At 39.5% G+C, this 26733-nt stretch carries 14 protein-coding genes; all 14 read right to left on the bottom strand.

Annotated features, from left to right (window positions below; translation table 11 throughout):
• Window positions 1-100 precede the first annotated feature (100 nt).
• The 14 genes from JIV24_RS02320 to JIV24_RS02255 all read right to left on the bottom strand — a co-directional run bounded on the left by JIV24_RS02320 (window position 101) and on the right by JIV24_RS02255 (window position 26730).
• Entirely contained in the window at window positions 101-1558 is a 1458-nt protein-coding gene (locus JIV24_RS02320; RefSeq protein WP_200463389.1) for a sulfatase family protein, read from the bottom strand.
• A 224-nt stretch (window positions 1559-1782) separates the two neighbouring features.
• Window positions 1783-5763 carry a hypothetical protein gene (locus JIV24_RS02315; RefSeq protein WP_200463388.1) on the bottom strand — a complete coding sequence of 1327 codons (3981 nt, stop codon included), beginning with the start codon at window positions 5761-5763 and terminating at the stop codon, window positions 1783-1785.
• 245 nt (window positions 5764-6008) lie between these two features.
• On the bottom strand, window positions 6009-7559 hold the full coding sequence (locus JIV24_RS02310; protein WP_200463387.1) for a sulfatase family protein: 1551 nt from the start codon (window positions 7557-7559) through the stop codon (window positions 6009-6011).
• Window positions 7560-7850: 291 nt separating this feature from the next.
• Window positions 7851-9290, bottom strand: a complete 1440-nt coding sequence (locus JIV24_RS02305; protein ID WP_200463386.1) for an arylsulfatase — start codon at window positions 9288-9290, stop codon at window positions 7851-7853.
• A 348-nt stretch (window positions 9291-9638) separates the two neighbouring features.
• On the bottom strand, window positions 9639-11546 hold the full coding sequence (locus JIV24_RS02300) for a sulfatase family protein (RefSeq protein ID WP_200463385.1): 1908 nt from the start codon (window positions 11544-11546) through the stop codon (window positions 9639-9641).
• Window positions 11547-11660: 114 nt separating this feature from the next.
• The gene (locus tag JIV24_RS02295; RefSeq protein WP_200463384.1) at window positions 11661-14753 is read right to left on the bottom strand and encodes a glycoside hydrolase family 2 TIM barrel-domain containing protein; all 3093 of its coding nucleotides are present in this window, start codon (window positions 14751-14753) and stop codon (window positions 11661-11663) included.
• 253 nt (window positions 14754-15006) lie between these two features.
• Window positions 15007-15312, bottom strand: a complete 306-nt coding sequence (locus JIV24_RS02290) for a Dabb family protein (protein ID WP_200463383.1) — start codon at window positions 15310-15312, stop codon at window positions 15007-15009.
• Between the two features lie 10 nt (window positions 15313-15322).
• Window positions 15323-16948, bottom strand: a complete 1626-nt coding sequence (locus tag JIV24_RS02285; protein WP_200463382.1) for a sulfatase — start codon at window positions 16946-16948, stop codon at window positions 15323-15325.
• A 990-nt stretch (window positions 16949-17938) separates the two neighbouring features.
• Window positions 17939-18874, bottom strand: coding sequence for a T9SS type A sorting domain-containing protein (locus tag JIV24_RS02280; RefSeq protein WP_200463381.1), 936 nt, complete (start codon window positions 18872-18874; stop codon window positions 17939-17941).
• A 229-nt stretch (window positions 18875-19103) separates the two neighbouring features.
• Complete coding sequence (locus JIV24_RS02275) at window positions 19104-21467, bottom strand: T9SS type A sorting domain-containing protein (protein ID WP_200463380.1); 2364 nt, start codon at window positions 21465-21467, stop codon at window positions 19104-19106.
• A gap of 123 nt (window positions 21468-21590) precedes the next feature.
• Entirely contained in the window at window positions 21591-23000 is a 1410-nt protein-coding gene (locus JIV24_RS02270) for a sulfatase-like hydrolase/transferase (protein WP_200463379.1), read from the bottom strand.
• Between the two features lie 10 nt (window positions 23001-23010).
• Entirely contained in the window at window positions 23011-24546 is a 1536-nt protein-coding gene (locus JIV24_RS02265) for a sulfatase (protein ID WP_200463378.1), read from the bottom strand.
• Window positions 24547-24845: 299 nt separating this feature from the next.
• Window positions 24846-25934 (bottom strand): sugar kinase, encoded by a 1089-nt coding sequence (locus tag JIV24_RS02260; protein ID WP_200463377.1) that lies wholly within the window; start codon window positions 25932-25934, stop codon window positions 24846-24848.
• 118 nt (window positions 25935-26052) lie between these two features.
• Window positions 26053-26730 (bottom strand): bifunctional 4-hydroxy-2-oxoglutarate aldolase/2-dehydro-3-deoxy-phosphogluconate aldolase, encoded by a 678-nt coding sequence (locus tag JIV24_RS02255; protein WP_200463376.1) that lies wholly within the window; start codon window positions 26728-26730, stop codon window positions 26053-26055.
• Window positions 26731-26733: the final 3 nt, after the last annotated feature.

The raw sequence follows: 26733 nt of genomic DNA, 5'->3' as shown, positions 1-26733 counted from the left end.
CTCGTATGTCGTAACTTTTTACCTTAGTATGGGAATTAAGCCTCCCTTTCAGGGGAGGTTTGGAGGGGTGTTAAAGATGATTATTCTTTAGGTGTAATTTTTATTTCAATATCGTTCCTTTCTCTAATAATGGTTCACCAAAGGCCTCCATTTGTTTGTATAATTCTTTCATCAGGCGTTCACCAATGGTTTTATATTCTGGATTGTTGTAATAGTTTACTATTTCATCCGGATCTTCTTTTAAATCAAATAACCAAGGTTTGTCTGATGGTGATAGCACCAATTTATATCGATTATCAACCGCGGCCACCCAACGGCTTGCAGCATTGGTGATGTAAACGATGCGATCATCTGCATACACTTTGTCTTTACCTGTAAAATCCTTTGATAAATCCTCGCCATGGAATGTCTGTTTGCTATGGTCAACATCCATCAATCCAAGAATAGTTGGCGTAAAATCGGCCATGGTGTAAGCTTTCTGAATGCGTTTACCGGCTTTTACCTTTCCAGGATACTTCAATAAGAAGGCCACTCTTGCCGACATTTCATAAGGCAAACCTTTGTTATGCTTCCCGTGCTCTCCCATCAGATCACCATGGTCGGATGTAAATACCACAATGGTATTCTCTTCCAGCCCTTCGTCTTTCAAAAACTGAAGGATACGCCCCACATTATCGTCTATGCATTTGGTCATGCCAAAGTAGTCGGCCATCTGTGTTTGTTTAAGAGTCAGCGCCCTGTTCTTTTTACCCTTAAGACTTAACCACTTAGGTGAAGTTTCAGGGTTTGGATGCATGGTTCTAGGATCTTCAAAGTTCATATGGTCAAACATGGTATCATAGGGTGCTCTCACATGATTTGGTCCGTGTGGGTCAGGAATAGAAAGCATCAATGCAAATGGCTGTTCTTTATCTCTTTTGATAATTTCCAGGGTACGGTCAACAATAAAATCAGTGGTAAAAGATTCGTCATCAACCTCATTGACATTAAACACCGCCATGCCATTTTTACCAATTTTCTGGTCAACTCTTAAACCTTTCTCGTCTTCGACTAATACTTTCCAGTGACCACGGTTAATCATGTAACGGTTATCACTAAAACCAAACTGCCTTTCAGGTGCAAAACCAGGTTTGGCATCACCATCCAGGTGCCACTTGCCAACATAAGATGTGGCATACCCATTGTCCTTGAGAACCTGTGCGAAAGTTACCAGCTCATCTTTCAGTGGTAAATCATTTTTGTGTGAACCGGTAGCTATTGGGTATAATCCGCTTATCATTGAAGCACGTGATGGCGTACAAACAGGTGATGAAGCGTACCAATTTTCACAAAGAACCCCTTCCTCAGCGATTTTATCTAAATGCGGTGTTTCTACAATGGTATTCTTGCCCCACATAAAGGCTTGCTCATCACTCATGGTCGCCCGATAACACCCTAAGGTACGTAGGTTATGCTCATCGGTATGGATAATGATAAGGTTGGGTTTTTGTTCTTTTTTTGCGTGTACCTGACATGCGCAAGCCATCATAAAGGCCGACAATATAAATAGTTTCTTCATACTCATATCTTAATGAAAGTTCGAAAATAAAGCTATCTAACTTAGCTTGTGAACACATATCTGACTTAAAATAACAGATTTTTATTCTTCTTAATAATTTTAGGATCTTGAAACGATGTTAAGACTAAACAAAAAAAAGGATGTCATCTTATTTTCTCAATGTAAATAAAGATGACATCCTAAAAATACTATTGTCAAGCAATATTGTCCGACATAAATTGACATTACTTGTAAAAAGTTACCTCATGCAAGTATTTTATTTGCTCTTTTATTGACTGCTTGATTGGCAGAACCCAATCGTCACGCCAGAATTCAGGCCTATAATTGACATGTTGAATCAGCAAGCGACGAGACTTTTTACTGTTCAGGCCAGCAGGTTTAAAATCAGCAGGCCGTTTTTCAAAGTACGATTGCATAAACAATTCACGTGAATATTGAATGATATCACTGTTCACATTGAGGGACACATTTTGCACAACAGCCCTTAGCTGAGATTGTCCGTTAATCATATGATAAAAGGCCTCATTGTGTTCTTTCATAACCGAGAAATCACTGATTTCTTTTCCTGGCATTAAATACATCTGAGGCATTTCGTAGATTTTACTCTGTTCACTTAGTTTCCATTTAACATGCATAAGAGCATAACTTGAAGCATCAATCAGCATTGTGCCTTCATGTAGTGCCTTGGTAACACCTAGCTTTGGAGAAAAGTTGATGCGAAAAACCTGTTTCCCAATATAATCAGAGATTCCTTCATTAACGAACTGGTAATACTTGCTGGCATCACTCCCCAGAAAAGATACATTCAAATGTAAAGGATCCATAACAGGCACCGGATCATCAATGATGGTTAATGGTTCATAAAGAACTTGCATCCTGTAATCTTCCGTTCGGTAGTCGCGTCCTTGCAAGGGCATGCTTCTATGAGCATCAACAGAGGTTCGGTAGGGCTCTCTTTTTTGAATAAAAGAGAAGTCTCGTAACTGGTATAAGTGATTGCTCTTTGCAATACTTTCGCGATAAACGCCTCGCGCAAAAATGGCCTTTTTTGATGAATTACTAATCAAGCGTCGTCGCATCTGCTTCAAAATCTTCTCAGCGTTCTCCTGATTGGCTTTTGGCGTTAAGTTAATTAACACGTATGCCTTTTCCTGATTAATTTCATCTGTCATCTGAACTTTACTAGCCAGGCCGGCAACATTCAGTTCAAGTGTATCGCCTGGCATTAACACATCCTTTTGAAATACAAATGAACCATCGGCGTTGGCAATGGTACTCCACTCTTTTCCTCTGATACATATAGTTGCATAGGAAGCTGGTTTGCCATTAGCAAATAAAGCTTGTTTCAGTTGCCATTCAGTGTTTAGGGATATCTCTGGTGATTCGGCATAATCCTGTTCAAATAACCTTTCTTTTTCGGGCGTTTCTTTAGATGATGGGATATCGGTATTTGCCGCCATCACCTTCATCGTTTGCCTATAAGTGCCCGGCAAGCCACTATCAGACATACCTTCAATATGAATTCGCATGTCTTGAGCCACATCTGAATTGTAAAATGATACCTTAGCCTTACCAAGGCTATCAGTTATGATGGATGGATTCCAATATAAAGTTGTTCGTTTATCCTCCAGTATATCCACATCGTTATCAACATCGTATTGAGGCGAATAAAACTCTCGCTTTCGCACATAGCCATACAACTGAAAATTAGCTATGCCTTTATTATTACCACGCGCATATATGCCTGAACCATCCTTGGTGTAAATGGATAATATGGCTTCTGAACCTGTCATTTCCTCCATAGCCATTACTTCGTCACCCATTAAATCGCGCATGGGTGAATCCTTTGGCGACAAAATAAGTTCGAGTGATTTGACCGACTTGGGATCCATATTGATGAAATCATCCACGGTATAGGGTTCGCGCATAAAGTACAATATGCCATAAGCATCCGATACGCCAACAAACTCTCCATCGACATACAGATACATTCGATGTGGCCCTCGGTCTTTCATTCGAAACTCAACCACCTTGCCAGATGTATTCATATCAAAGTCATCTTCCTCATCTATATCAACAGAGTCAGCATATAAGGTTGAATTAAATAAATCTATCTCTCTAAAGGCTGTAAAATTCTGACGGTCCATCACCTGCAGGCCTGGAATAGCATCGAACAATAAACTTGTGAGGCCATAATACCAGGGCGTATTCTTGATTAAATCTTCAATCTGACGCTGACCAACCACCTGATTGGCTGCACCATATTCCTCAGTCATCTCCTGCTGTGAAGTCTTTTTCACTTTTGCTTTCACATCGATATCACCCAGCATCACATCAGTGGTATCCCGAAAAAATCCTTCCTCCATAACACGCTTAATGCTTTCTTTCATGCCCCCTTTTGAAGCGTGAACGTCTCCCTCACTTAAGTCTGCACTCGTAAATTGAATGGCTGAAGCTATCTGTTGTGCCTGCATTCTTTCACGAGCACTAAAATCACTTGGTTCGAAGCGCAGGTTAGAGCTTAACTCAATATTAAAATCAGCCTTCTGATTAAGCCTGTTTTTGGTTTGAACCACTACTTTTGTTGTGTCATAGAAATCACGAATGGGAAAGGTAAAACGTCCCTCATCATCCGTTTCAGCCCAATAGGCATCATTATCATGACCAAACATGAGCATTGAAATATCGATACCTTTAGGTACCGTTTTATTACTTGATCGACGACGTACCACCCCATCAATAAAAATGCCCTGCTCCATTAAGTAAGCTGGTGTAGCCAATGAATCCAGAAGCATTTCCTCCCAGGTAAAACGGCGCCAGCCATTAATCATCATTAACATATCCAAACAGGCATGCGAATAAGCATTATTCATTAATAACATGTCGATATCATCGATTTTACCTTTTAGGTTTGATTGCAAATACAGGAAGTTCACAATATTGGCTGCACCGTAATGCTCTTCTGGCAACTGAGTTCCATCGGTAATGGCCATAGAGAAATGACCTTGCACAGGCTGACCCAGCTTATCCTTTACTTTCAACTTTAGCTTTACTTTTTCGCGCTTGCCAATCAGTGAATCTAAACCATTCACTTCAATGGATAGTTGATCATTCTGATTGATGTAAATTAAACGCTCACACTGTGGTACATAATCGGCATCAAATAAGGTGAATTGCACAATCCCGGTAGCAAACTGTTTTTTAGCAACCTTAAAAACAATAGCACCATCTCTGAACTGAGCATCGTAAACCCCTTTAATAATGCCATCCTGTTGTGAGAGCAAGCTGACCTGTGCATTAGCAGGAAGCGAGCTGTGTACATTCATAAAGACATAAAGTGAATCTCTTCCCCACTCATTGGCTATCCCTAATCGATAGCCCGTTTGTTTTACCTCTGGTAATGAGTAATCATATTGGGCTTCCTCAAATCCATCGATAATAGCTCTGTATTTTTTCCCGTATTCAGGCTTAATAAAGAAAAAACCTTGTCCTTTATATATGGGATTCAACGCAGCAACGGTATCATTATTATTATCCACCACAACACCATAGTATGACATACCTTCACCAGCCTGATTATGCCCTACATAGCCAACCTTAGTATAAAGCCCATCAACTAAATCACCGCCTTCAGGAAAGAAATTCAAGTTTAGTTGTTCTGTTTGCTTTGGGGAAATAATGGCTTTTGAATGTGAATCATTATTAAGTAGAGATTGACTATCTGTTGCTCGCTTTATATCATCATCAACAGGTAAACCCGATTCATCGGATGACACGATTTTTATTTCCTGACTAAAGTAAAAATTAGCCCCTTGATTCCGCATCCAGTTCGTATAAGCCACCACCAGGTAATGGCCTGTCTTTAAAGTGTTTTTCAGCTTCAAATAACCATCACTATGACCTTGGTTGAGTTTGAACATGCTCTTTGTTACAATGGCTCCTGATGGATTAATGAGTTCTACATAAAGTACACGTTCCATTGTTTCCGGCAGGTGATTCTGCGCTGTCATCAGATAGGATTGAAACCACATTTCATCACCGGCAAAGTATAAAGGGCGATCGAAATGTAAAAATAACTTCTCGGAATAGAGTAACTGGCTGTTTGCCCTAAACTTCTTTAGAACATTATCTGGAAATGAATACTTGGTTCCTGTAAAGGAATATAAACCCACAATAAGTAAAAGAGACCAATATATTTTTTTCATTTGATGCGCTGAATTAAATGCCTTTCTAACACAAGTATGCCACAATAATCACCTTGGGTATTAAAAACTTTGCAGTTTTAAAGTATACTTATCTCATTATTAAATCAGGGGTGAACTGTGAGCTCGTTGCTAAATGTAGTTAATCTTTTAGTGACCCTAGAAATTAGATTATAAAAAAAGGATGTCATCATTTACATCATGTAAAAAAAGATGACATCCTTATAAATTATTACAGCTTAACAATCTTACTTCAACTCTAACTTCTGCGTATTGGAATAGTTTTCACCGCGAATGGCTTTAAAAGCTTCCAACATTTCAGCTAGCTTCTCCGGATTACTATCAGCCATATTATTCTGCTGGCCAATATCCTCCTTCAAATTATATAACTGAAAAGCTTTATCGTTACCTAATTCAATGTTCACATGCTTATTCAATCGCGCTCCTTTGTATGGCGGAATCATCAACCAGTCACCTTTACGAAGAGCAGTACGGGTAGTCGCTTCGATAACTAATGACTCACGTCCTTCGGTAGTTTTACCCATCAATGCATCCATTAGCTCTTCACTATCAGTTGTTGCTTCTTGTGTACCCACTAACTTAGCCAATGAAGCCAATAAATCCATTTGACACACCAATGCATCAGAAACACCTGGTTGAATAGTACCTTTCCAGTATGTAATAAATGGAACACGTGTACCTGCTTCAAATAAGCTGTACTTACCACCGCGTAAAGGACCAGCAGGTGTATGCGTTCCTAATTTTTCAACGGCATCGTCGTAATATCCATCGTTTAACACAGGGCCGTTATCACTTGAGAACACGATTAAGGTATTTTCAAGAATACCTTCTTCTTCTAATGTTTTCATGAACTCACCAATACACCAGTCGGCTTCCAAAATCACATCACCACGTGGTCCCATGCCTGATTTTCCTTCAAATCGCGGGTGTGGTGTGCGTGGCACGTGTGGCTGTTGCATGGCATAATACAAGAAGAATGGTGCGTCCTTATGTGCTTTCACATAATCTTGCGCTTTAGCCAGGAAATGATCGGCCATATCAATATCGCTCCACTTGGCCGCTTCGCCACCTTTCATAAAACCAATACGTGGCACACCATTCACGATCGTTGAGTTGTGACCATGATGCCACATCATCTCACATAGTTCCGGATTATCTTTACCCGATGTTTGACCTTCGAAATTGTTTTTGTAATCGATTTCAATCGGGTCATTGGGATCCAAACCTTCCACCATGCCATTTTCAAGGTAAACAGTTGGCACTCGATCCTGCGTTGCCGCCATGTAGTAGGCATAATCAAAACCAACCTCATTTGGCCCTGGTGATACTGCTTCATTCCAGTTGACATGGCCAGAACCTAATCCAAGGTGCCATTTACCCACTAAAGCTGTTTGATAACCTTGTGAACGTAACATTTTTGGCAAAGTCACCTGCGCTGTATCGATAATCAAAGGCGCTGTTCCTGGTAGGATTTTAGCACTCTTATTTTTCCATGGATAAACACCAGTCAATAAAGCATAGCGACTAGGTGTACAAGTAGCTGACGAAGCATATCCATTGGTAAATTTCACACCGCCATTGGCCAAAGCATCCATATTAGGTGTTTGTAATTCAGTGGCTCCATAAGAACTTAAATCGCCATAACCCAAATCATCGAGGTAGATTACTACCACGTTCGGTTTTTGGCCTTCCTGTTTTGTTTCTTTTTTTGCTGTCTGGCAAGATGCTAGTAACATTGCACCGGCCATTAGCAAGCAAGTCATTTTTGTTTTAATCATTTCTGTCAAGTTATAATTATCTCATTAATTAACTCTATTTAAAGTATTGGCGCTTCGCCCAAACCCGACTTTCTTTTTTCCATGATGAAAAAAGAAAGCAAAAAAATCTTTGGCTGTGCCTGCTTTCTCTCATAAAAATACGCTTATTTGACTGGAATCATTTAAACTCGCTTTGCTCAAACAAAAATGATTCTTAACCGTCATTCTAAGCTAGTTTTATGGCTCACCAGCCAAGGCCCTTAGTTCCTATTAAACATGTAACATCAATTTATCAACAAAAACCATAACAAGCTATTTTTTCTTTTTATATGGGTTAGGACGTTTGGTCAGAGGAAATTCAGGATGTTCCGTTCTTGCTTCTTGTAATAAAGCAGTTAGCTGCTCACATTTTTCAGGATGCTGCTTTGCTATGTTATTGGACTCTGAAACATCTGAAGCAACATTATACAATTCAATACGATTTTTTGCTACGAATAGGTATAATTTCCAATCCCCCTGACGAAGCATCTGAACAGGTCCTTTAGTCTCATTAAATTCCCAATACAGATAGTCATGAGCTTGCTGTTGCTCTGCATCACCAAGCAGCGATGGTAAGAAAGAAATGCCATCAATACTTTTATCAGAAGCCTCAACACCAGCTATATCACACACGGTTGGTAAAAAATCCCAGAATGCACTAACATGTTCTGAGCTTGAACCAGGTATAATGTGATTAGGCCATTTGGCAGCAAAAGGCACCTTTATACCACCTTCGTATAAATCGCGCTTTCGACCTCTTCCATCGCCATTAGAATTAAAAAACTCATCATTAAGCTTATCATACTCATGACCATTATCACTAGTGAAGACTACGAGTGTATTATCTGCAATGTTTAATTCGTCCAATAAATCCAACACCTCACCTATTTGCCTGTCAACACCAGTCACCATAGCCGCATAGGTTACATGTCCATTTTTATCATTGAGGTAATGGCCTGCTTTCATCTCACGTAATGGCCAATCTTTATCTTCATAAATAGCCTTGCGCTCAGCAGGTATCGTTAGTTCATAATGAGGTGTGGTGTAGGCCAGGTGTAAATAAAAAGGACTTGAATGATTTGCTTCTCTGCGAATAAAATCTTTGGCTTCTTGTGTGAAAAGGTCCGTAATATATTGTCCTTTTTTCTCTGCAGTAATATTCCCTTCAATCGTTATCAATTCTTCATTACGATATACCTGCTCTGGGTAATAATGGTGAGCTGGTAGATGACGGTTGAAGCCATAAAAATAGTCGAAACCCTGCTCATTAGGGCGTCCCTGCGATAGGTTTTCGGCTAATCCCCATTTACCTACGATGCCAGTACGATAGCCTGCGCGTTTTAGTTCTTCTGCAATGGTCACATCCGATGAGTCAATATCCACAGGCGTGCCCGACAATGTCCAGCGAGGATTACCTCTGACGGTACAATGCCCAAGGTGCTTGCCAGTCATCAAAACGGCTCGCGATGGGCCACATACGGGTGCACCGGCGTAATGATTGGTGAAGATAATGCCTTCTTTCGCCAACTGGTCAATACGGGGCGTTTCTATTTTATCTTGTCCATTAAACCCAACATCACCATAGCCTAAATCATCAAGGATGATGTAAATGATATTTGGCTTTGATTTATGACTGTCTTTTTGTGTTTTAGTAGTTTGACAAGCTACTAAAACAAATAAGCCTGCAATTGCAAGTAATCTGAATAGCGTCATTCTGTCCTTTATTTAAAATTATACAAGTCGATAGTTGATAACTTACATATTAACAATTCTATTTTTCATAATCCTCTAGCCGGATAGGCTCCCGTTTTGACACGGGACAAGTCTTTACTTTTTCTATTGCATTATTGCTCCGCTCAACAAATCTCAAACGAGATTGGCTCTGTTTTCACTTATCGCAATAATTGTCATTGCCACAAAAAGTAAACAAAAAAGTCTAGTCAAAAAGAAGCTTCATCCCACATCCCCTCGCTGGCCCGCCTTTTTGACCGGCCTACACACTAAACTTTGCCATCATAAGCTATAAGCATATTTGTTTAATAACTTAACTCAGTAAAAAAATTACTGACGGTATGATGGATTATTAGGCATCAACCCTAAACTGCCAAGAAAATCAACGGCTGCAGCTTTAGGGTTATAATCTCTTCCTTCCAATTCGCGTGAGGCTTTAACTGTATCGACAAATGGCATCTTATTATCCACATACATTAAATAATGAATGGCCATTAAAGCCAGATTATTATCTGAGTGCATGCAGTAATCTTTTATCAGTGCTTCTGCATTTTCATCAGCAAACTGATTATAAGCAATTGCTGCTGTAGTGATTGCCACTGGTGCATAATCATCACTCATGGCTTGCTTAATTTCCTCTTCATACCTCTTTAAAACATCATCACTTTGTGAACAAAGGCCTACTGCCGCCCAATAACGAACAATCTGATTGGCGTGTGACAAATTATTAATCTGCTTAACAAGTGCATCATCAGTTCTATCACCAGCTAACCAGGCACTTTCCAGTATTTCATCAATGGCGTAATCTGCACCCAAACGGTATTCGTAAGGCGGTATACTGTCAGCCAGTAATTCTAATTCATACTCAGGCATCAATAATATATCACGTGACTCCAACATCTCTTTTTTGAGTAATTGCCTCATATCTGATAATAGTTCCTGATGAGCGGCATCATTTACCAGATTATTCAATTCCCACTCATCATCTTCAATGTTGTAAAGGTATTCATGAGCACGTGCTTCGAATAGCTTCTTTTGTACATCATTGAGCTTATTTTGTTCATAATCGCGGCGCATCTGCTGCTTTATATCACTTATTTCCATGTAACGAATGTATCGTACCTCAGGCAAATACGGCATAAAATTGCGTGAATAGACATACTTTCCGTTGGTGACTGTACGCACCATATCAATGCCATTATCAGCCCTGTCAGATGAAAGCACCAGGTGTTCTGCTTCTTTTGATGGTTTTCTGCCCATCATTGTGCGTCCTGTCATATGCTTAGGAATTTCTCTTCCTGCCAGGCTTATAACTGTTGGAGCTAAATCTTCGAAACTAACCAGCTCGTCAGTTACAACACCTCCTGTACCCCATGGCGAAAGGTGCTTAAACTTCTCAGGAAACCAGGCAATAAAAGGCACGCGGTAACCTAAATTAATGCCATTTGTTTTGCCCCTTGGAATACCTTCACCATGGTCGGCATAGAAAAAGATGATGGTGTTATCTTTTAAACCATCGGCTTCCAAACGTTGCAGCAATGCACCCACTTTATTATCTGTGAGTTTAAGGGAGTTGTATACACGGGCAAATTGCTTACGCATTTTTGGTGTATCATTATAAAAAGGAGGCATATCAAAGTCATTCTCTGCGATACGTTCCTCTTCTGGTAATTTAGTTAATACTTGTTTTTTATACCATGCATAAGTATGTGTCATGGTACGCGACTGGTGTGAATCCATGAAGTTAAAGACAGCAAAAAATGGTTGTCCTTCAGCCTTGTTCCACCAACCAGCTGTATCGGCACACTCATGCCATGCTTCAGCCGTGTAGGCTTTTTCGTCACCAACATTATAATCCGTCTTCTTATTATTTGAAGTGTAATAACCTTGCTGTTGCAAGTAGTAGGGATATCCCTTCATATACTCAGGCACAGCTATCGCACTGCGGTGATTACCGGTTCCGGTTTTGTAGGTTTTTACACCTGTGATAATGGCCGTACGACTCGGTGAACAAACCGTACCCGTTGAAAAGGCATTGGTAAACCTCACGCCTTCGCTGGCTAGTTGATCAATAACCGGCGTTTTGGCATCTTCATTTCCATAACAGCCAATAAAATGAGGCGAAGTATCTTCAATGGTAATCCAAAGAATATTCGGTTTTTCATTACTTGGGGCACATGAACTTACGAAGGCAACCAGTAATGAAAGTGCCCAGAATTTATGTAGTCTTAATTGCATGTTTCTTACGATTGATTAAAGCTTATCTGTAAAACATAGATAACCATGCTCCTTCGAACATGGTTACCTAATCAACAAATCTAACTTTTATGAAAAAAAATGAAAATCATTTAACTATTTTATCGGACTTATACGATAAGTATATTGGTAATCCACACTCTTTAAACGGTATTCCTTACGAGGAAAAGCATTATCCATCCAACTGGTTGTACCACCAATACCCATTTGCTGGTGATCTACATTTAAAAATATCTCAGCACTCTTTGTCATCTCAAAAGAATACTCAGAGCGATGCATATCATCTTTTGAGTAATGACTCGCTCCAAAACCAATTGGCGTATCTCCAGTAAACTTCAGACCTAAGCCACATTTGTTAGTTAAAGTAAACCAGCGCGTATTGGAACGGTAACCATTCTCCTGAGGATTAGAATACTCTATCCACATGTCATCAACTGTTGATGAATACAGACCAAGCAACTCATCGTTACGATCGTTATAAGTAGGACCTTCTGTTCCATACCACTGTACCTGGTCATACCCTGCTGCTATTACTAACTCCGTACCCTGACGAATCATCATTGGTAATTTTGCATCACCAGCCTGGTAATTACACATCACATCAACTTCTCCATTACCATACACCGTGTAGGTTTGTGAATAATCAGCTGAGATAACAGGTAAGTGCCCTTTCACATCAATTACAATTTCATTACCCTCTTCCGTTACGTTAAAATTCTTGATTAACCAGGCTCCTGCATTTTCCCATACATAAAGCTTTGGTACTTTTGGTGATGCCCCTTTTATACCACCTTTATCATTATCTGTTAAAGCTCTCCAGAAATCAGGCTTTGCACCCTCCTTAATGATTTGCTCAGTACCAATAAAATATTTTTCAAGTCGTCCGGTTAATTTGTCAAAAACAATTGAAAATTCTTCTCCCCAAACATATACCTTACGACCATCAACACGCATCTGCGGTTTCTCTGTTGATTGTACCTTAACTAATTTAGCAATCTGGCTTTGTGGTAAAGTAAATTGGTCCCAAGCCAATAGATGACCTGCCGGTGCATATGGACTGGCATTTTTCGCTATAAACTTAAAGCTTAACAAATACTCAGCCTCTGCTTTAGGAGTAAAGTTGATAAAATCAACACTTATTTCCTTACTAGATCGGGCAGGAATATTCAAATCATTCACTTGACCTGTTTTAATCACCTTTCCGTTCTCTAATAACTCCCAGGTTCCATTTACCATATCAGCAGCATTGCTATAGTCGAACCAGTTGGTGATTTTATAGGTGTTTGTTTCGGGATTAATTGCCTCTACATGAATGTTTCGGTAGTGATACTTAATGGCATTTAAGCCCGGGTGTGGTGTCCAGTCAGCAGCCAACAAACCATTCATACAGAAAGTCTCATCGTGATAAATACCACGTGCTGTTTCCCACCAACCGCCATAGGCGTAAAAGTGATCATTTTGTGCAGTTGCCCTGTAATTTTCAGGTACTGTTTGCTTTAAGCCCTGATCCATCCAGTCCCACACAAAAGCACCCTGGAAATTATTATCGGCATAAATCTGGTCCCAGTATTCCTTTAAGTTACCGTTACTATTACCCATGGCATGGGTATATTCACAAAGGATAAACGGCATGTCAGCATGTTTTTTAATCACTTGCTTGCATCGTTCAGGCGTTCCGTACATTAACGAAAAGATATCGGCCGTATTGTAGCCATGAGCAGACGTTCCTTCATAATGGAACGGACGTGACGGATCAATTTCCTGTACCCATTTATATACATGTTCAACATTTGGTCCATCTCCACTTTCGTTACCAAATGACCAAATAACCACTGATGGGTGGTTACGATCGCGATATACCATGCGCTTCACACGATCAAGGTGAGCTTCTCTCCATTCAGGATCGTTTGACAGGCGATTTTTCTTAGTATTAGTGAAACCATGCGTTTCAATGTTACCTTCGTCAATCACATAGATACCGTGTTTATCACACAGCTCATACCACTCAGGTACATTCGGATAATGGCTTGTACGTACTGCATTGATGTTGTTTTGTTTCATCAACACAATGTCGCGCATCATGTCTTCAGTGTTCACATAATGCCCCGTTACTGGCGAATGCTCATGACGGTTAACTCCTTTGAACAATACCTGTACGCCATTGACCAATAATTTACCATTTTGAATTTCTATTTTACGGAAACCAACCTTTTGAGGTATCACCTCCAACACTTCACCTTCGGCATCCTTCAGGCTAATAAGCAGGTTGCAAAGGTTAGGTGTTTCAGCATTCCATGGTAAAACCTCATTTATCGTTTGTACTTCCGTTTCGAAAGATACCAGACCTTTCGAAGTGGTTACGGCAACTGTTTTATTTAGTAATTCTTCGCCTTGCTCCGAAAACAAACGGTATTCAATTGAGACTGGTGCTGCAGCAGTAGAAAGTACTTCCCCTTCCAACTTAAACGTTCCATTAGAAAAAGCCTCGTCCAAAGAAGCAGTTACCTTAAAGTCGCGAATATGCGTTACCGGAGTAGACCATAAATACACATCGCGGAAGATGCCACTTAAGCGCCAGAAATCCTGATCTTCAAGATACGAACCATCACTCCAGCGATACACTTCAACAGCCAATTGGTTTTCTCCTGCTTTTAAATATTTCGAAATATTGAACTCTCCTGGTGTACGGCTTCCCTGGCTATATCCTACTTTTTTACCGTTGACCCACACATAAAATGCTGATTGAACACCGTCAAAATTGATGTAAACCTGACGCCCATCCCAGCTGGCTGGTAAATTGAATGTACGACGATACGAGCCCACCGGATTCCATTCCTTTGGCGTCTCCATATTTTCAATTTCAAATGGGTATTCGATATTGGTATAGATAGGTACACCATGTCCTTCTATCTCCCAATTGGATGGTACTGGAATAACTCCCCATGCCTCATCATTGAAGGATGTTTTATAAAAATCTGCCGGACGAGATGCCGGATTTTTAGACCATTTAAATTTCCATTGTCCATTCAAACACTGGTGGTAAGCCGATTGTTTTTTATCAAAACTTAAAGCAGCTTGTTCCGAACCATACACCATCATGGTGGCATGAGGCTGCTCACGGTTAATTTGTAATACTTTTACATTGTGCCAATCTGCTTTCTTTGCAGAAAAAGCACTTAATCCTAACATGAGGATTAAGTTTAGAACCAAAACTCTCTTCATCTTATATTATATTAGATTTCTTAAATACGTATTCATTTATTGACACTAAATAATAGCTGCAAATTGCATTATTTGCCTGAAAGAAATAGGCCTATATTATTCAAATAATAACACGTATTTGGTCACAACAATTAAATGGTGATGTCAGAAATAGGTGTAGACCTTCTCACAAGACAAACACACCGCATTGACAAACTGCTAGTTACACAATTGACAAACACTAGAGTTCATAGTCAACAATCTGCTCATCTTCCTGAACAGACTGAATAAAATCGACAACTTCATCGTGCTCAGGGTATTTAGTATAGGCCCAAAATGTATCTTTATTTTCAAAGATTGAGATTAGACTGACATCATAAAAAGAAGCTCCATAACTACCAATATTAATGGCTACTTCGTATTCTTTAATTTCTGAGATAACAGATGGCAAGGCATCTAAACGTTGTTTAACTTCTATGGCCAATTGGTCCTTATTTAAACCATCAGCTTCAGCTTTCAACTTCCATAAAACGATGTGCTTGTACATTATGTCTTTTTTATTTGTTAGAATTAACTATTTGCTTCACCTCAGCTCGTAATTCCATCAATTGAGATGAATACGCATTATCACTAGCCACGTTATTCCATTCATGCGGGTCATTTTGAAGATTATACAACTCCTCTGCCCCATTTGGATAAATAACATACCTGTAATTTTGAGTTCGGTAGGCAAAGGTTTGTGCTCCCAGGCTATAATCCACAACATCAGTGGCAATGGCTGTTAAAGTCCCTTTGGGTCCATCCCAATTTTCAGCATCAGTATTATGCAATAATGACTTAAAGCTAAAACCACCTAATGGTAAGCCATGGTCGTTCTTTTTATTATTTTCATTCAGGTTACAGATATCAACGAGGCTTGGGTAAATATCCACCAATGAAACCGGTTGTTCAACGACACTTCCAGGTTCAAGCCCTGGCACCTTCACTACCAGCGGAATTCGTGTACTGTTTTCCCAAGGTGAGTTCTTAAACAGGTATTGTTTTTGACCCATCTGCCAACCATGATCGCTGGTTAAAACCACAATTGTATTCTCGGCCAATTTACTTTCATTTAAAGCATCTAAAACGATGCCCACTTGCTCATCAACAAACGCTACGCAAGCCAGGTAAGCTTGCAGAAAATGTTTTAGACCTTCTTCTTCGTTACCATTATAGGATTCAGTCAGCATCTTTGAATACATCTGTCCCTTTGATGTATTGGTATACCACTTATCATCCTTTGTACGCTCAACCGGGTAATTATCTTTATAATAGGTATCATTGACATCACCTTCTTTAATGACTGGTAATTGAAGCTCTTCAATCGGGAACATATCAAAAAATCGTTTTGGTGCATACAAGGGCGTGTGAGGTCGAACAAAACCAATCCCCATAAAGAAAGGACGCTCAGCACCTTGGGCATTCACCTCCTTAATGCGCTTGGCAGCCCATTGTGCATGTAGTTCATCAGGCACTAAATCCCGATTTGTTTCATCAATGTAGTTAAATACTTTATCTAGTTTACCAGAATAGGCCCAACCAGCATTATCCCCTTTTATTTCCTCAGCCTTAAACCTTGGAATATCAGAAAGTGGAGCGTAAGAACCATCAATATCACCAATACTTCTGAATGGTTGTGGTACAGATGGGTGCCCAACCTGGTTTTCGCCATCATAAGCAAATGGACCATAGTTATTTATTTGCACACCCCATTCATCCCACAGGTTCTTTTGATTAGAGTGTAATAATTTACCACTACCCATTAGGTAATAACCCTTTTCAGAGAACTGCTCCATCATGGTTTTGTTGTTTCGAAAAAGCTTTTGGCTTGTCTTCTTATCCAGTCCGAAGTTTTTAGACTGATGCGGATATACGCCGGTAAATAAACTATTGCGCGAGGGATTGCACAAACCGATATTGGTTTGGGCATTCACAAATCGTACACCTGAAGCTGCTAGTTTGTCGATATTTGGTGTATGAGCCTGCGGATGACCACCAAATGCACCTTGGTAGTCGTTCAGGTCATCAATCATGATGAACAGTACATTGGGGTGTTCAGGTAAAGCTTTTGTTTTTGTTCGATTGCAGCCAAATACTAACATAGCCACTATTGTGATGATAAATAACCTTTGAATGCTAATCATATATGCTCGTAATTTTACAATATATCTGAAAAGTAAAAGTAGCTTGATGGTAGCAGTATTAAAATGCTAATATTATCTGATTATAGGCAATAATTATCAGTACAAGAACTAATAGTATTCAACACATGCGTTGACTAATTTTTTATCCCTGGAACTGCCATGCCAATACTCATACCGTTTGAGCTTATAATCACATGTGCTTTGAGCAGTATCACACATACTCTATATCCTTATGCTCACATGACATCTATCGGATCTCATCAAAATCTTGTGGGTTAAAACTCAATTTGAAATAAATTTATCATTTTTTGTGATGGGCATGAATGTTATTTCCTCTAGTTGTCTTACCAGACGGGTTTCCCTTTTTTCATTGCCAAAAAGGGAAGAAAAAGCTAGCCTCATTGATGCTTCCACCCGCTCTAATAAATAATAAGCATCACTATCAAAGTAGGATAAACCCCTTTGATGCTCTGCTAATTATTTACTATTCACCCCTTAACTTACCTCGCCAATGAGGCAGGCCTCCACACTGTCGAAACTCCATATATCTAAAGATTAAGAAGTTAATTTGAGCATGCAGTAATTCTGACATCAGCAACGTAGTCGGGGTACCCACACGGTGAAGCAAAGGAAAAGAAAAGTTTTTTTTATAAAATCATGAATACCTATTTAATAAACATAAATGAATAATTGGAGCCTATAATGTAAGTTTTTAAATCTTTCCCGAAGCAAGTCTGAAGTGGGTCGATGAGTGCTGCAGTCAGCGGGGTTTTTCGTTAGTTTTTGACCTGTAGTAAAAAGTAACTCGGGTTTGAGTGAAACACCAAAAGAACGATTACACAACATCATTAAAGCTTGTGAAGTTATTCTTAGTTTTATCCTTGAGAATATCTTTTGCTCCCATCTATCCTTATGCAGATAAAGCACCTGAGTAAAAAAAAAGGGAACCCATTACGGATTCCCCCATGAATAATAGGTGTAGTACAGTATTTATTTTATCAATATTTTGTTCGTACAAACTTCACCATCAGCAGCTTCCATTTTCACTACATAAAAGCCTTTTGACAGGCTACTAACATTGATTGCATCCGTTGTATTGCTTTTATATACCACTTTGCCGGTTAAGTCTAATAATTGTACTTCTGTAATTTCAGCTTCAACAGCCTCAATATTGATAACTTCAGTTGCCGGATTAGGGTATATTCTAACTTTACTTGATAAAGTCGATGAATGAATGGAGGTAGGCGTTGCATTGGAATTATCGGTAATGGCGATATTGTCAATAATAACATTTGCATCACCATTTACGCCACTTCCAGGTAATTCAATCCAAAATGCCGCTTTCTGACCATCAGCTAAAGTTATATCATTTCCCATATTCGCCAAACTGACATCAATTGAGTGCCAGGCTTTATCATCACTATTGGCAAATCCAATATTTTCAACCAGAATTGTATTGGCGTTCGACAAATCACTCATTGCTCCAAAATGCTTGACACTCAACTTTAAATTGTCAACATCAGCTCCCCACACATATGCATAATCGAAGTGTATTCCACCTAAGGTCACGCTCGCCCCACTGTTATTAGTAACTTGAAAATCAACTCGTCTTTTAGCATTATTGGTAGGTGACATTTTTACACAAGAATTGCTCACTGTTGGCAGAGGGTTAATAACAACACTTTGACCATAGGTATTGTCTCCACTATTACCTGTTCCTACACCATTTCCACCTCCTGTGGTTGAATAGGCAGGGTTGACTTCTCCTCCTAAAATACCAGAGAAGCCGGACTCAGCGTTATCGGGCACTTCATTTGCTATGGGAGCTGAAGTGGCTGTAAAGGTATGCCAACCCACTAAAACTTTTTGGGACTGCAAGCCAGAACACATAAGCGCAACAGAAATAACTAGTAAAAATTTCTTCATAATTAATGATTTAAGTTTAATATTTAGTTAACTATAATTCAAAACTATGTGATTCAATTTATTGAATCACACCATTAATTACCTTAAACTTTTCACATATTAACCCCTTATTCATTAAAGAATTCCAAAAACAAAAAGGCCAATAACATCCACAAGATTTTAATATTTCAAATAAAAAAAAGGGAACCCATTACGGATTCCCCCATGAATAATTGGTGTAGTACAGTATTTATTTAATGATGAATTTCTGTGGCTGATAACCTTCTAATAATAAAATATACACCCCAGAATTGACATTTTCAACATTGAGTACACTTGTTACATTTTGCTCCAATACTTTTTTCCCCATTAAATCATACACAAGGGCATTACTGTCCGATTGCAGATCATTTATAAAAATAAGACCATTAGTTGGGTTTGGTGAAAATTTCAATTTTGGGAAATGGGCATAATCACCAATACCTGAATCTGTTTCTTTGGTATTACACGCACCAATATTTGGTGTGCCCTTCGATAAGTCAACCGGGTTACCATAAAAATCAACTGTAGGATATTCTGGTACATCTTTAAAAATACCTTCTCCTGCACCAGGAATTGGCGGGCCAAGCTTTGCTATACCAGCGTCTATTACCGGGCTCTGGTCTTTTATCTGGTATTTATCGGCATTTTCTTCTTCAGTAGTCGTAAACAATGGATCTCCACTTACCGGATTTGCATCCAAGCTCTTGAAGCTTTGTGCGACTCCACCAAAAAACAAATTATTCTTCATGTATAATTCAGTCCCATTATTATTCATGACCATCTGTTTGGTACCCATACCCGAACCATTCGTTGAGTAGAATATATTATTAAAGATGTGTGTATTTTTGGCATTGACATCGATGGCTGTTGAGTATGGCTGGTCAATTACAACCGTGTTGTTATAGATATAGCTATAATCACAGTAATGCGTTCCTGATGGAGCATTTTGATTAATCCAGATGGTATGGTTACTATTTTTCCAATTCGGATTATCGCGCCATCCATCATTGACACTTACATTAAAACGATACACCGCATTGACATTGCCTCCTAAAATCTCCACAAAACCTCCTTCGCAGTCTTCCATGTAATTATACTGCACAAAGGTATTGTGATTTTCATGGTCGATATGAATACCATGCGAATCGAGATAACCTCGTGCACTAATGCAACGATTGCGTTGTATAACGGTATTGTAACAACGCCATGTCCACACCGAGCTGCCACGGTTTGGCATACGTGGATCTACATTAGAGCCCGGATGATTAAACAGGTTATCTTCAATCAAACAGTTGTAGGTTTTTGTGGGTAGAATGCAAGTACCTCCCAGATAATGGAATTCATTGTTGCGGAAAACCAGATTCACATTACGGTTAATCATCTCATCTCCAACACCTGCAGCACCGCCACCATGTTTCATATGAACGCCCAAACGCTGCAAATCGGTGAAATAACAGTCTTCCATTAACACATCTTGAATGTTTTTTTCCTGACCTGCTATGGTATTTTTCTCAACATAAAAGCGAACTGCTGCTACTTCTAAACCATTAAAAGAATCTTCTCCCTCATCTTGCAATATAGGCTTTGGAGCATATACATTTTGAAAGGTCATGTTACGAAAGACAAAATTCCGCATTATTTCTGATCCCGTGTTTAAAATATAGATACCAAAGGCATCCGTTTCATCAACACCTGTTCGATTTACAGTTCGTTCATTATTAATTTCCAAGCCATCAAAAATGATATTATCCTGATTCTCAACCAAAATGGCTTCCTGATAATCGCCACCTGCAGCTTCGCCAACCTCCCCGGTAATAATTGGTTTTGCACCTTCTCCATAGGCCTTAATAGTTATCGGATTTGCCAAGCTTCCAGACCCATTGACTACAAAATGCCCATCAAAACGATCGCCACATTTAAAATTGACTGTATTTCCTGGTTTTAAAGGTGCCTGACTTATCTTTTGCAATGTTTTAAAAGGAGCATCTATAGTGCCATCATTGGCGTCATCACCTTCTGAACTACTTATATAGTAATCTGATAACTCGGTAAAAGCCGCTTCTTCAACTTTGATATCATCCACGAGCAATGTACCAGACCAATTGTGATAAACGCCGACATATACCGAAGTCATTCCGGCATCTGCACTAAAAGTCAGCTCATGACTTATCCACTGTGTTTTTTCTTCTTCTGTAGGTGTAAAATCCTCACCTTTTTGCAAAATGCTTGTTCCGTCTGACTCATAAACACGCAAATGACGTTTGAAAGGGCTGGTTGTTTTTAAACTAAACTTGTAAAGCTTACCAGCCTTCACATCTACGGCTTTACTTAACTGCATTAAGGTTTGGCCATTTTCGCTGGCTACACATGCACCATATTGATTCCCGTTATCATTTTGAACAGTCGTGCTTATCGTACCAGGATAATCCGCTTTTTGACTAAACACATATCCGAGGGTTGTTAAATTGTCATCAATGGTATATGATTCAAAATCGTCGCTAAAAACAACTACCTGGCTATAGGCAACATATCCAAAAACCAATAAGCATAAAGTCAGCAATTGATATTTCATAATTATTCACTTTTCTAATTAACTACCTGAGTTGTCACAGCACAAAAATATGGCATGATTTAGTGACAGTTTAGGCACTTATTATCCTTTTATTATCAGGTATTAACTGATGATGTATTCAACTCACTTCTTTTTTGCTTTCTTTCCTTTTTTCTTCCATGCCTCAGTATGAATCAGGCCTAAGAAGGTCGGATCCATTAATTCTTTCGTCCACTTATTAAGAATTGTTTCCAGCTCCTTAACTTTTTCAGGCATTAGATGGGCCAGATTATTTTGCTCTCCCATATCTTTACTCAAATCATAGAGTTCCTTTGTTTGACCATTGTTATGCATAAGCAATTTAAAAACCCCATCGCGCACACAATAACGCTGTTGGTCATACTTTCTTAAGAAGATATTTTGATGTGGTGCTTTTTTATTCTTTCCTATTACATATGGTAAGAGGTTTACGCCATCCAAAGGTCGAGCATTATTAACAGGGGATTTTGCTAATTCAGAGATAGTAGCGAATATATCCAATGAAGAAACAGGATAGTCATACACTGAAGGCTTAATCTGTCCTTTCCAACGCATCGCAAATGGCACACGATAACCACCCTCATAATGAGAGCTTTTACCTTCGCGTAATGGTCCATTATGAGAGGCATTCTTAGTCTCAGGACCTCCATTATCCGATAAGAAAACGATGATAGTGTTATCATCAATTGACAGTTCTTCCAACTTATTCAATACCCGGCCAACACCATCATCCAGTGCACTGACCATGGCTGCATAAGTTTTTCGTTTTGTATCATTTATATCCGGAAAACGTTGAAGATATTCATCTGTTGCCTGCAACGGGCCGTGCGGTGCATTGTATGACAAAAACAGAAAGAAAGGTTCATCAGCATGTCGTTCCACAAAACTTACTGCCTCATCAGAAAATTCATCGGTCAAATATTTCTCTGTTTTTTCAGGTGTGTGGTTACGCAATATCCATGTACGATAACTGTCTTGCTCTCCTTTTATGGCATAACTATCTTTAATCGTTAGTTCTTCAGGGAAGTAGCGATGACCGCCTCCCAAATGACCATAGAATTCATTAAATCCTCTGTTTAAAGGATGGTGCGTTTCTTTATGAGCTCCCATGTGCCATTTACCAATAATTGAGGACTGATAACCTACTTCAGCTAATGATGCAGCGATGGTTGTTTCTTCTGAAGTTAAGCCCATATTGGGGTCATCAGGACGGTATTGCGGGTTGCGCTCAAAGCCAAAACGTTGTTGATAACGTCCTGTCAGGAAACCAGCCCGACTCGGACTGCACACTGAGTAGGATGTGTAACCATTCGTAAATTTCACACCTTCATTGGCAATCCGATCAATGTTCGGCGTGGGGATATCTTTACATCCATTAAACCCTACATCGGCATAGCCCAAATCATCAGCCATGATAACAATTAAGTTGGGTTGTTTCTTTTTAGTACGTGCAAGGGAATTTGATATCGATAAACTAAATATAGCCAGGGAAATAATTACATAAATATTCTTCATCTTTCCAATTCTAGAGTTTTACTCCAATTATATCACAAACTTCTTTGTAGAGACTTAACTTAACCATCTTATACTTTGGCTTATCTACTAAATTATCCCACTCATTAGCATCATTTTTATGGTGGTATAACTCTTCCTGACCATCGGCATAGCGGATGTAACGCCAATCTGCAGTACGGTATGAATAGTGCTGTTGTTCAACAGTGGTCTTTGTCCCTATATTACCAACAATACTTAATGCTCCATTAGGTCCCTGCCATTTTGTTTTTTTGTTCTTATCAAATAAGGGAACGAAACTAAATCCACCCAATTCGCCTGCCATCTCATTAAGCTTATTATCTCCTTCCAGCTGACAGTAATCAATAAGCGTTGGATAAATATCAACTAAGGAAACAGGCTGTTTCACTTTTGCTCCAATTTTAGCATCGGGTGCCATAATAAGCATTGGTACGCGTGCACTTTCGTCCCACGGCGAATTCTTAAATAAGTAATCCTTCTCACCCATTTGCCATCCATGGTCGGCTGTAAATATAACAATGGTGTTATGCTTAAATTGACTGTCGTCTAAGGCATCCAGAACCACACCAATTTGCTCATCTACAAATGCCACACATGCCAGGTAGGCCTGTAGAAAATGTTTTAGTGCAAGCTCTCGATCTCCCTTATATGACTCCAGTAACATACGGTAATACCTAAAGCCTTTGTTATTAGGATTAATATTATCTTTTAGGTAAGTATCTTCAGCATCATCTGTTAACCAAGGGGCGAGCTCCAATTCGTCTATAGGGAACATATCAAAAAAGCGATCGGGAGCATGCAGAGGCGTATGTGGATTCACAAAACCTACTCCCATAAAGAACGGCTGATTATTATCCTTAGTATCAAGCTCGTTCAATTTATTACTAGCCCATTGAGCATGCAATTCATCCTGCATCAAATCACGGTCGTCATCATTAACATATCGATAAGGCTTTTTATCCCAACCATAAGCCCAGGTATCGCAAGTTGATAAACGTCCATACGAACCATCAACCGGACCAATGGACTGATATGGTTGCGGCACCTTTGGGTGTGCTACTAATTTTTCACCATCAAAGGGAAATGGTCCATAGTTGTGTTTGGTATTCATGCCCCATTCATCCCAATATTCTGGTTCGTGGTTGCCATGCAATAGCTTACCAGTACCTAAGGTATAATAACCATTTTCTTTAAATAGCTGCATCAGTGTTTTATTGTGCTTTAATACTGGTTGTTTGGTTCTTTTTGTCCATCCGAAGTCTTTAGATTCATGTGGGTAAACACCAGTAAATAAGCTGTTGCGTGAGGGCTGACAAACTGGGGCGTTGGACTGTGCATTAAGGAACTGAACACCTTTTGCTGCCATGGCGTCGATATTTGGTGTCACTGCCTGAGGGTGTCCTCCAAAAACACCTTGATAGTCGTTAAGGTCATCACACATAATAAGGATGACGTTGGGTTTCTCATTCTGACTAATGCCTTCAATGAAAAAACTGAAGCTTATAAGTATAATTAATAGATATTTCATTGGTATAGAATATGATTTTATAAATTGCCAATTTCGGTCTGATTACGAAATTAGGTGTTCACATTTCAATTCAATGATGACATATATTCGACATTGACCTTAAAAATGGTGTCGAAGCCGCTTGATATTTTTTTATCTATGCCAAAAAATACGTCACTAAAAGATTAACGAGGTTTAAAATACATGATCTTTTCTATTCAACATTAACTATGAGCCCCGATTTGGTATGACAAAAAAATGGATGAAGAAAAGCCACTACATATCTTCGCGAGTGGCTTTAATGAACATTTTGTTTTAAGCTATCGAACCACTCGTCCTGAAGCACTCCCTCCCATTAAGGCTTCTACTTCAGCTCTTGTTGAGAAGTTAAAATCACCTTTGATGGAATGCTTTAAACACGATGCAGCAACAGCATATTTGATGGCTGTGTGTGGAGCTGACAATTCTTTTGTTGTCAAGGCAAAGATTAGGCCTCCTGCAAAAGAATCACCACCTCCTACTCGATCAACAATATTTTTAATTTCATACGATTGATAATTCCCTTCACTATCCAAAGGGGCAAAATTAGGTGTGTCTGATTTGGCATCATACAACATTGCCCCCCAGTTGTTATGTGAGGCCGATAAGCTCTCACGTAAAGTGATAGCTACTTTGCTCACATTCGGAAATTGCTCAACTACCTGACGGGCAACATCTGGATATCGAGATGTATCCAATGAACCGGAATGAACATCAGTATCACCCGCCTGAATACCTAATACATCATGGCAATCTTCTTCGTTGGCAATCACCACATCAACAAATGGTAAAATCTTGCGCATGGTTAACTGAGCCAATTCTCGTGCTGATTTTGATGTATCCCATTTCCATAATTTCCCACGGAAGTTTAAATCAATAGATACCCTAGCTCCTGCTGCTTTTGCTTTTTTGGCTGCTAGCAATGTTGCATCTGCTGCACTCATAGATAAGGCAGGCGTAATGCCACTCAGGTGTAACCATTGTGCATCTTTAAAAATTCCATCCCAATCATATTTTTCGGCCTCGGTAATGGCCACTGCTGAATCTTCGCGATCATAAATGACATTACTTGGACGTTGATTGGCACCTGTCTCCAAAAAATAAAGCCCTAAGCGGCCTTTATCAGTACGTAAAACATAATCAGTATCAATACCAACGGCACGAACTGAATCCATGGTAGCTTCAGCCAAAGCGTGCTTGGGTAATGCCGTTACATATCGGGCTTTACCACCAAAGTTACAGATTGAAGCTGCCACACTGGCTTCTGCTCCTGCATAAGTCACTTCAAATTCACGTGTTTGACGTAATCGCATATTAGCTGGTGAGGCCATACGCCCCATTATTTCTCCAAATGTTACTATTGTCTTCATAATTCTAGATATGAGTAGTGAGATATGAATAGTGAGAATAAAATGAATTAATGAGCGCTACAAAAGATTTCCAATTCTTGTCATTTCACTCATCGCTCACCTCTCATTCTCTTTATTCTTATTTATTATCTCTAATATGCTTTATCAATTGACTTATCTCCTCTGCATTGCGTGTTATAGTATCCCACTGCTCTCCTTGAATTAAATCCTGCTTGGCAATCCATGAGCCTCCAATAGCTGTAATCAAAGGCGATTTTAGATAATCAGCCGCATTATTAACATTCACCCCCCCAAGAGGTATAAACTTCAGATTCAGATAATTGTAGGGTGCCACCATATTACTTAAGTGCTTCATGCCACCAGATGTTTCGGCCGGAAAGTACTTTAGTATACGACACCCTTGCTCTAAGGCCATCTCAATATCACTAGGAGTAACAACACCAGGAGCAAATGACAAGCCATGCTCTTGTGCCGCAGCAATAACTCTTGGGTTACAACCTGGTGCCACGGCAAAATCAGCGCCTAATTTGGCGGCATTCCTGACCTGTTCAACCGTTAATACAGTTCCAAAGCCAAGGGTTATCTCAGGCACTGCATCCTTAATGGCCTTAGCCGCATCCCAAGCCACAGGCGTTCGAAGCGTTAGCTCAATGGCAGATACTCCACCGGCTAATAAAGCCTTTGCAACAGGAACAGCCTGTTTTACTTCCTCAATCACCAATACTGCAATAACGCCAGCATCGTTTACTTTCTTAATTATATCAGGCGCCATGGCCTTTTGTGCAATTGGTTGCATTTA

This window comes from Carboxylicivirga marina (assembly GCF_016612505.1).
Lineage (GTDB): Bacteria > Bacteroidota > Bacteroidia > Bacteroidales > Marinilabiliaceae > Carboxylicivirga > Carboxylicivirga marina.
This window is presented reverse-complemented; position numbering and strand designations above follow the sequence as displayed.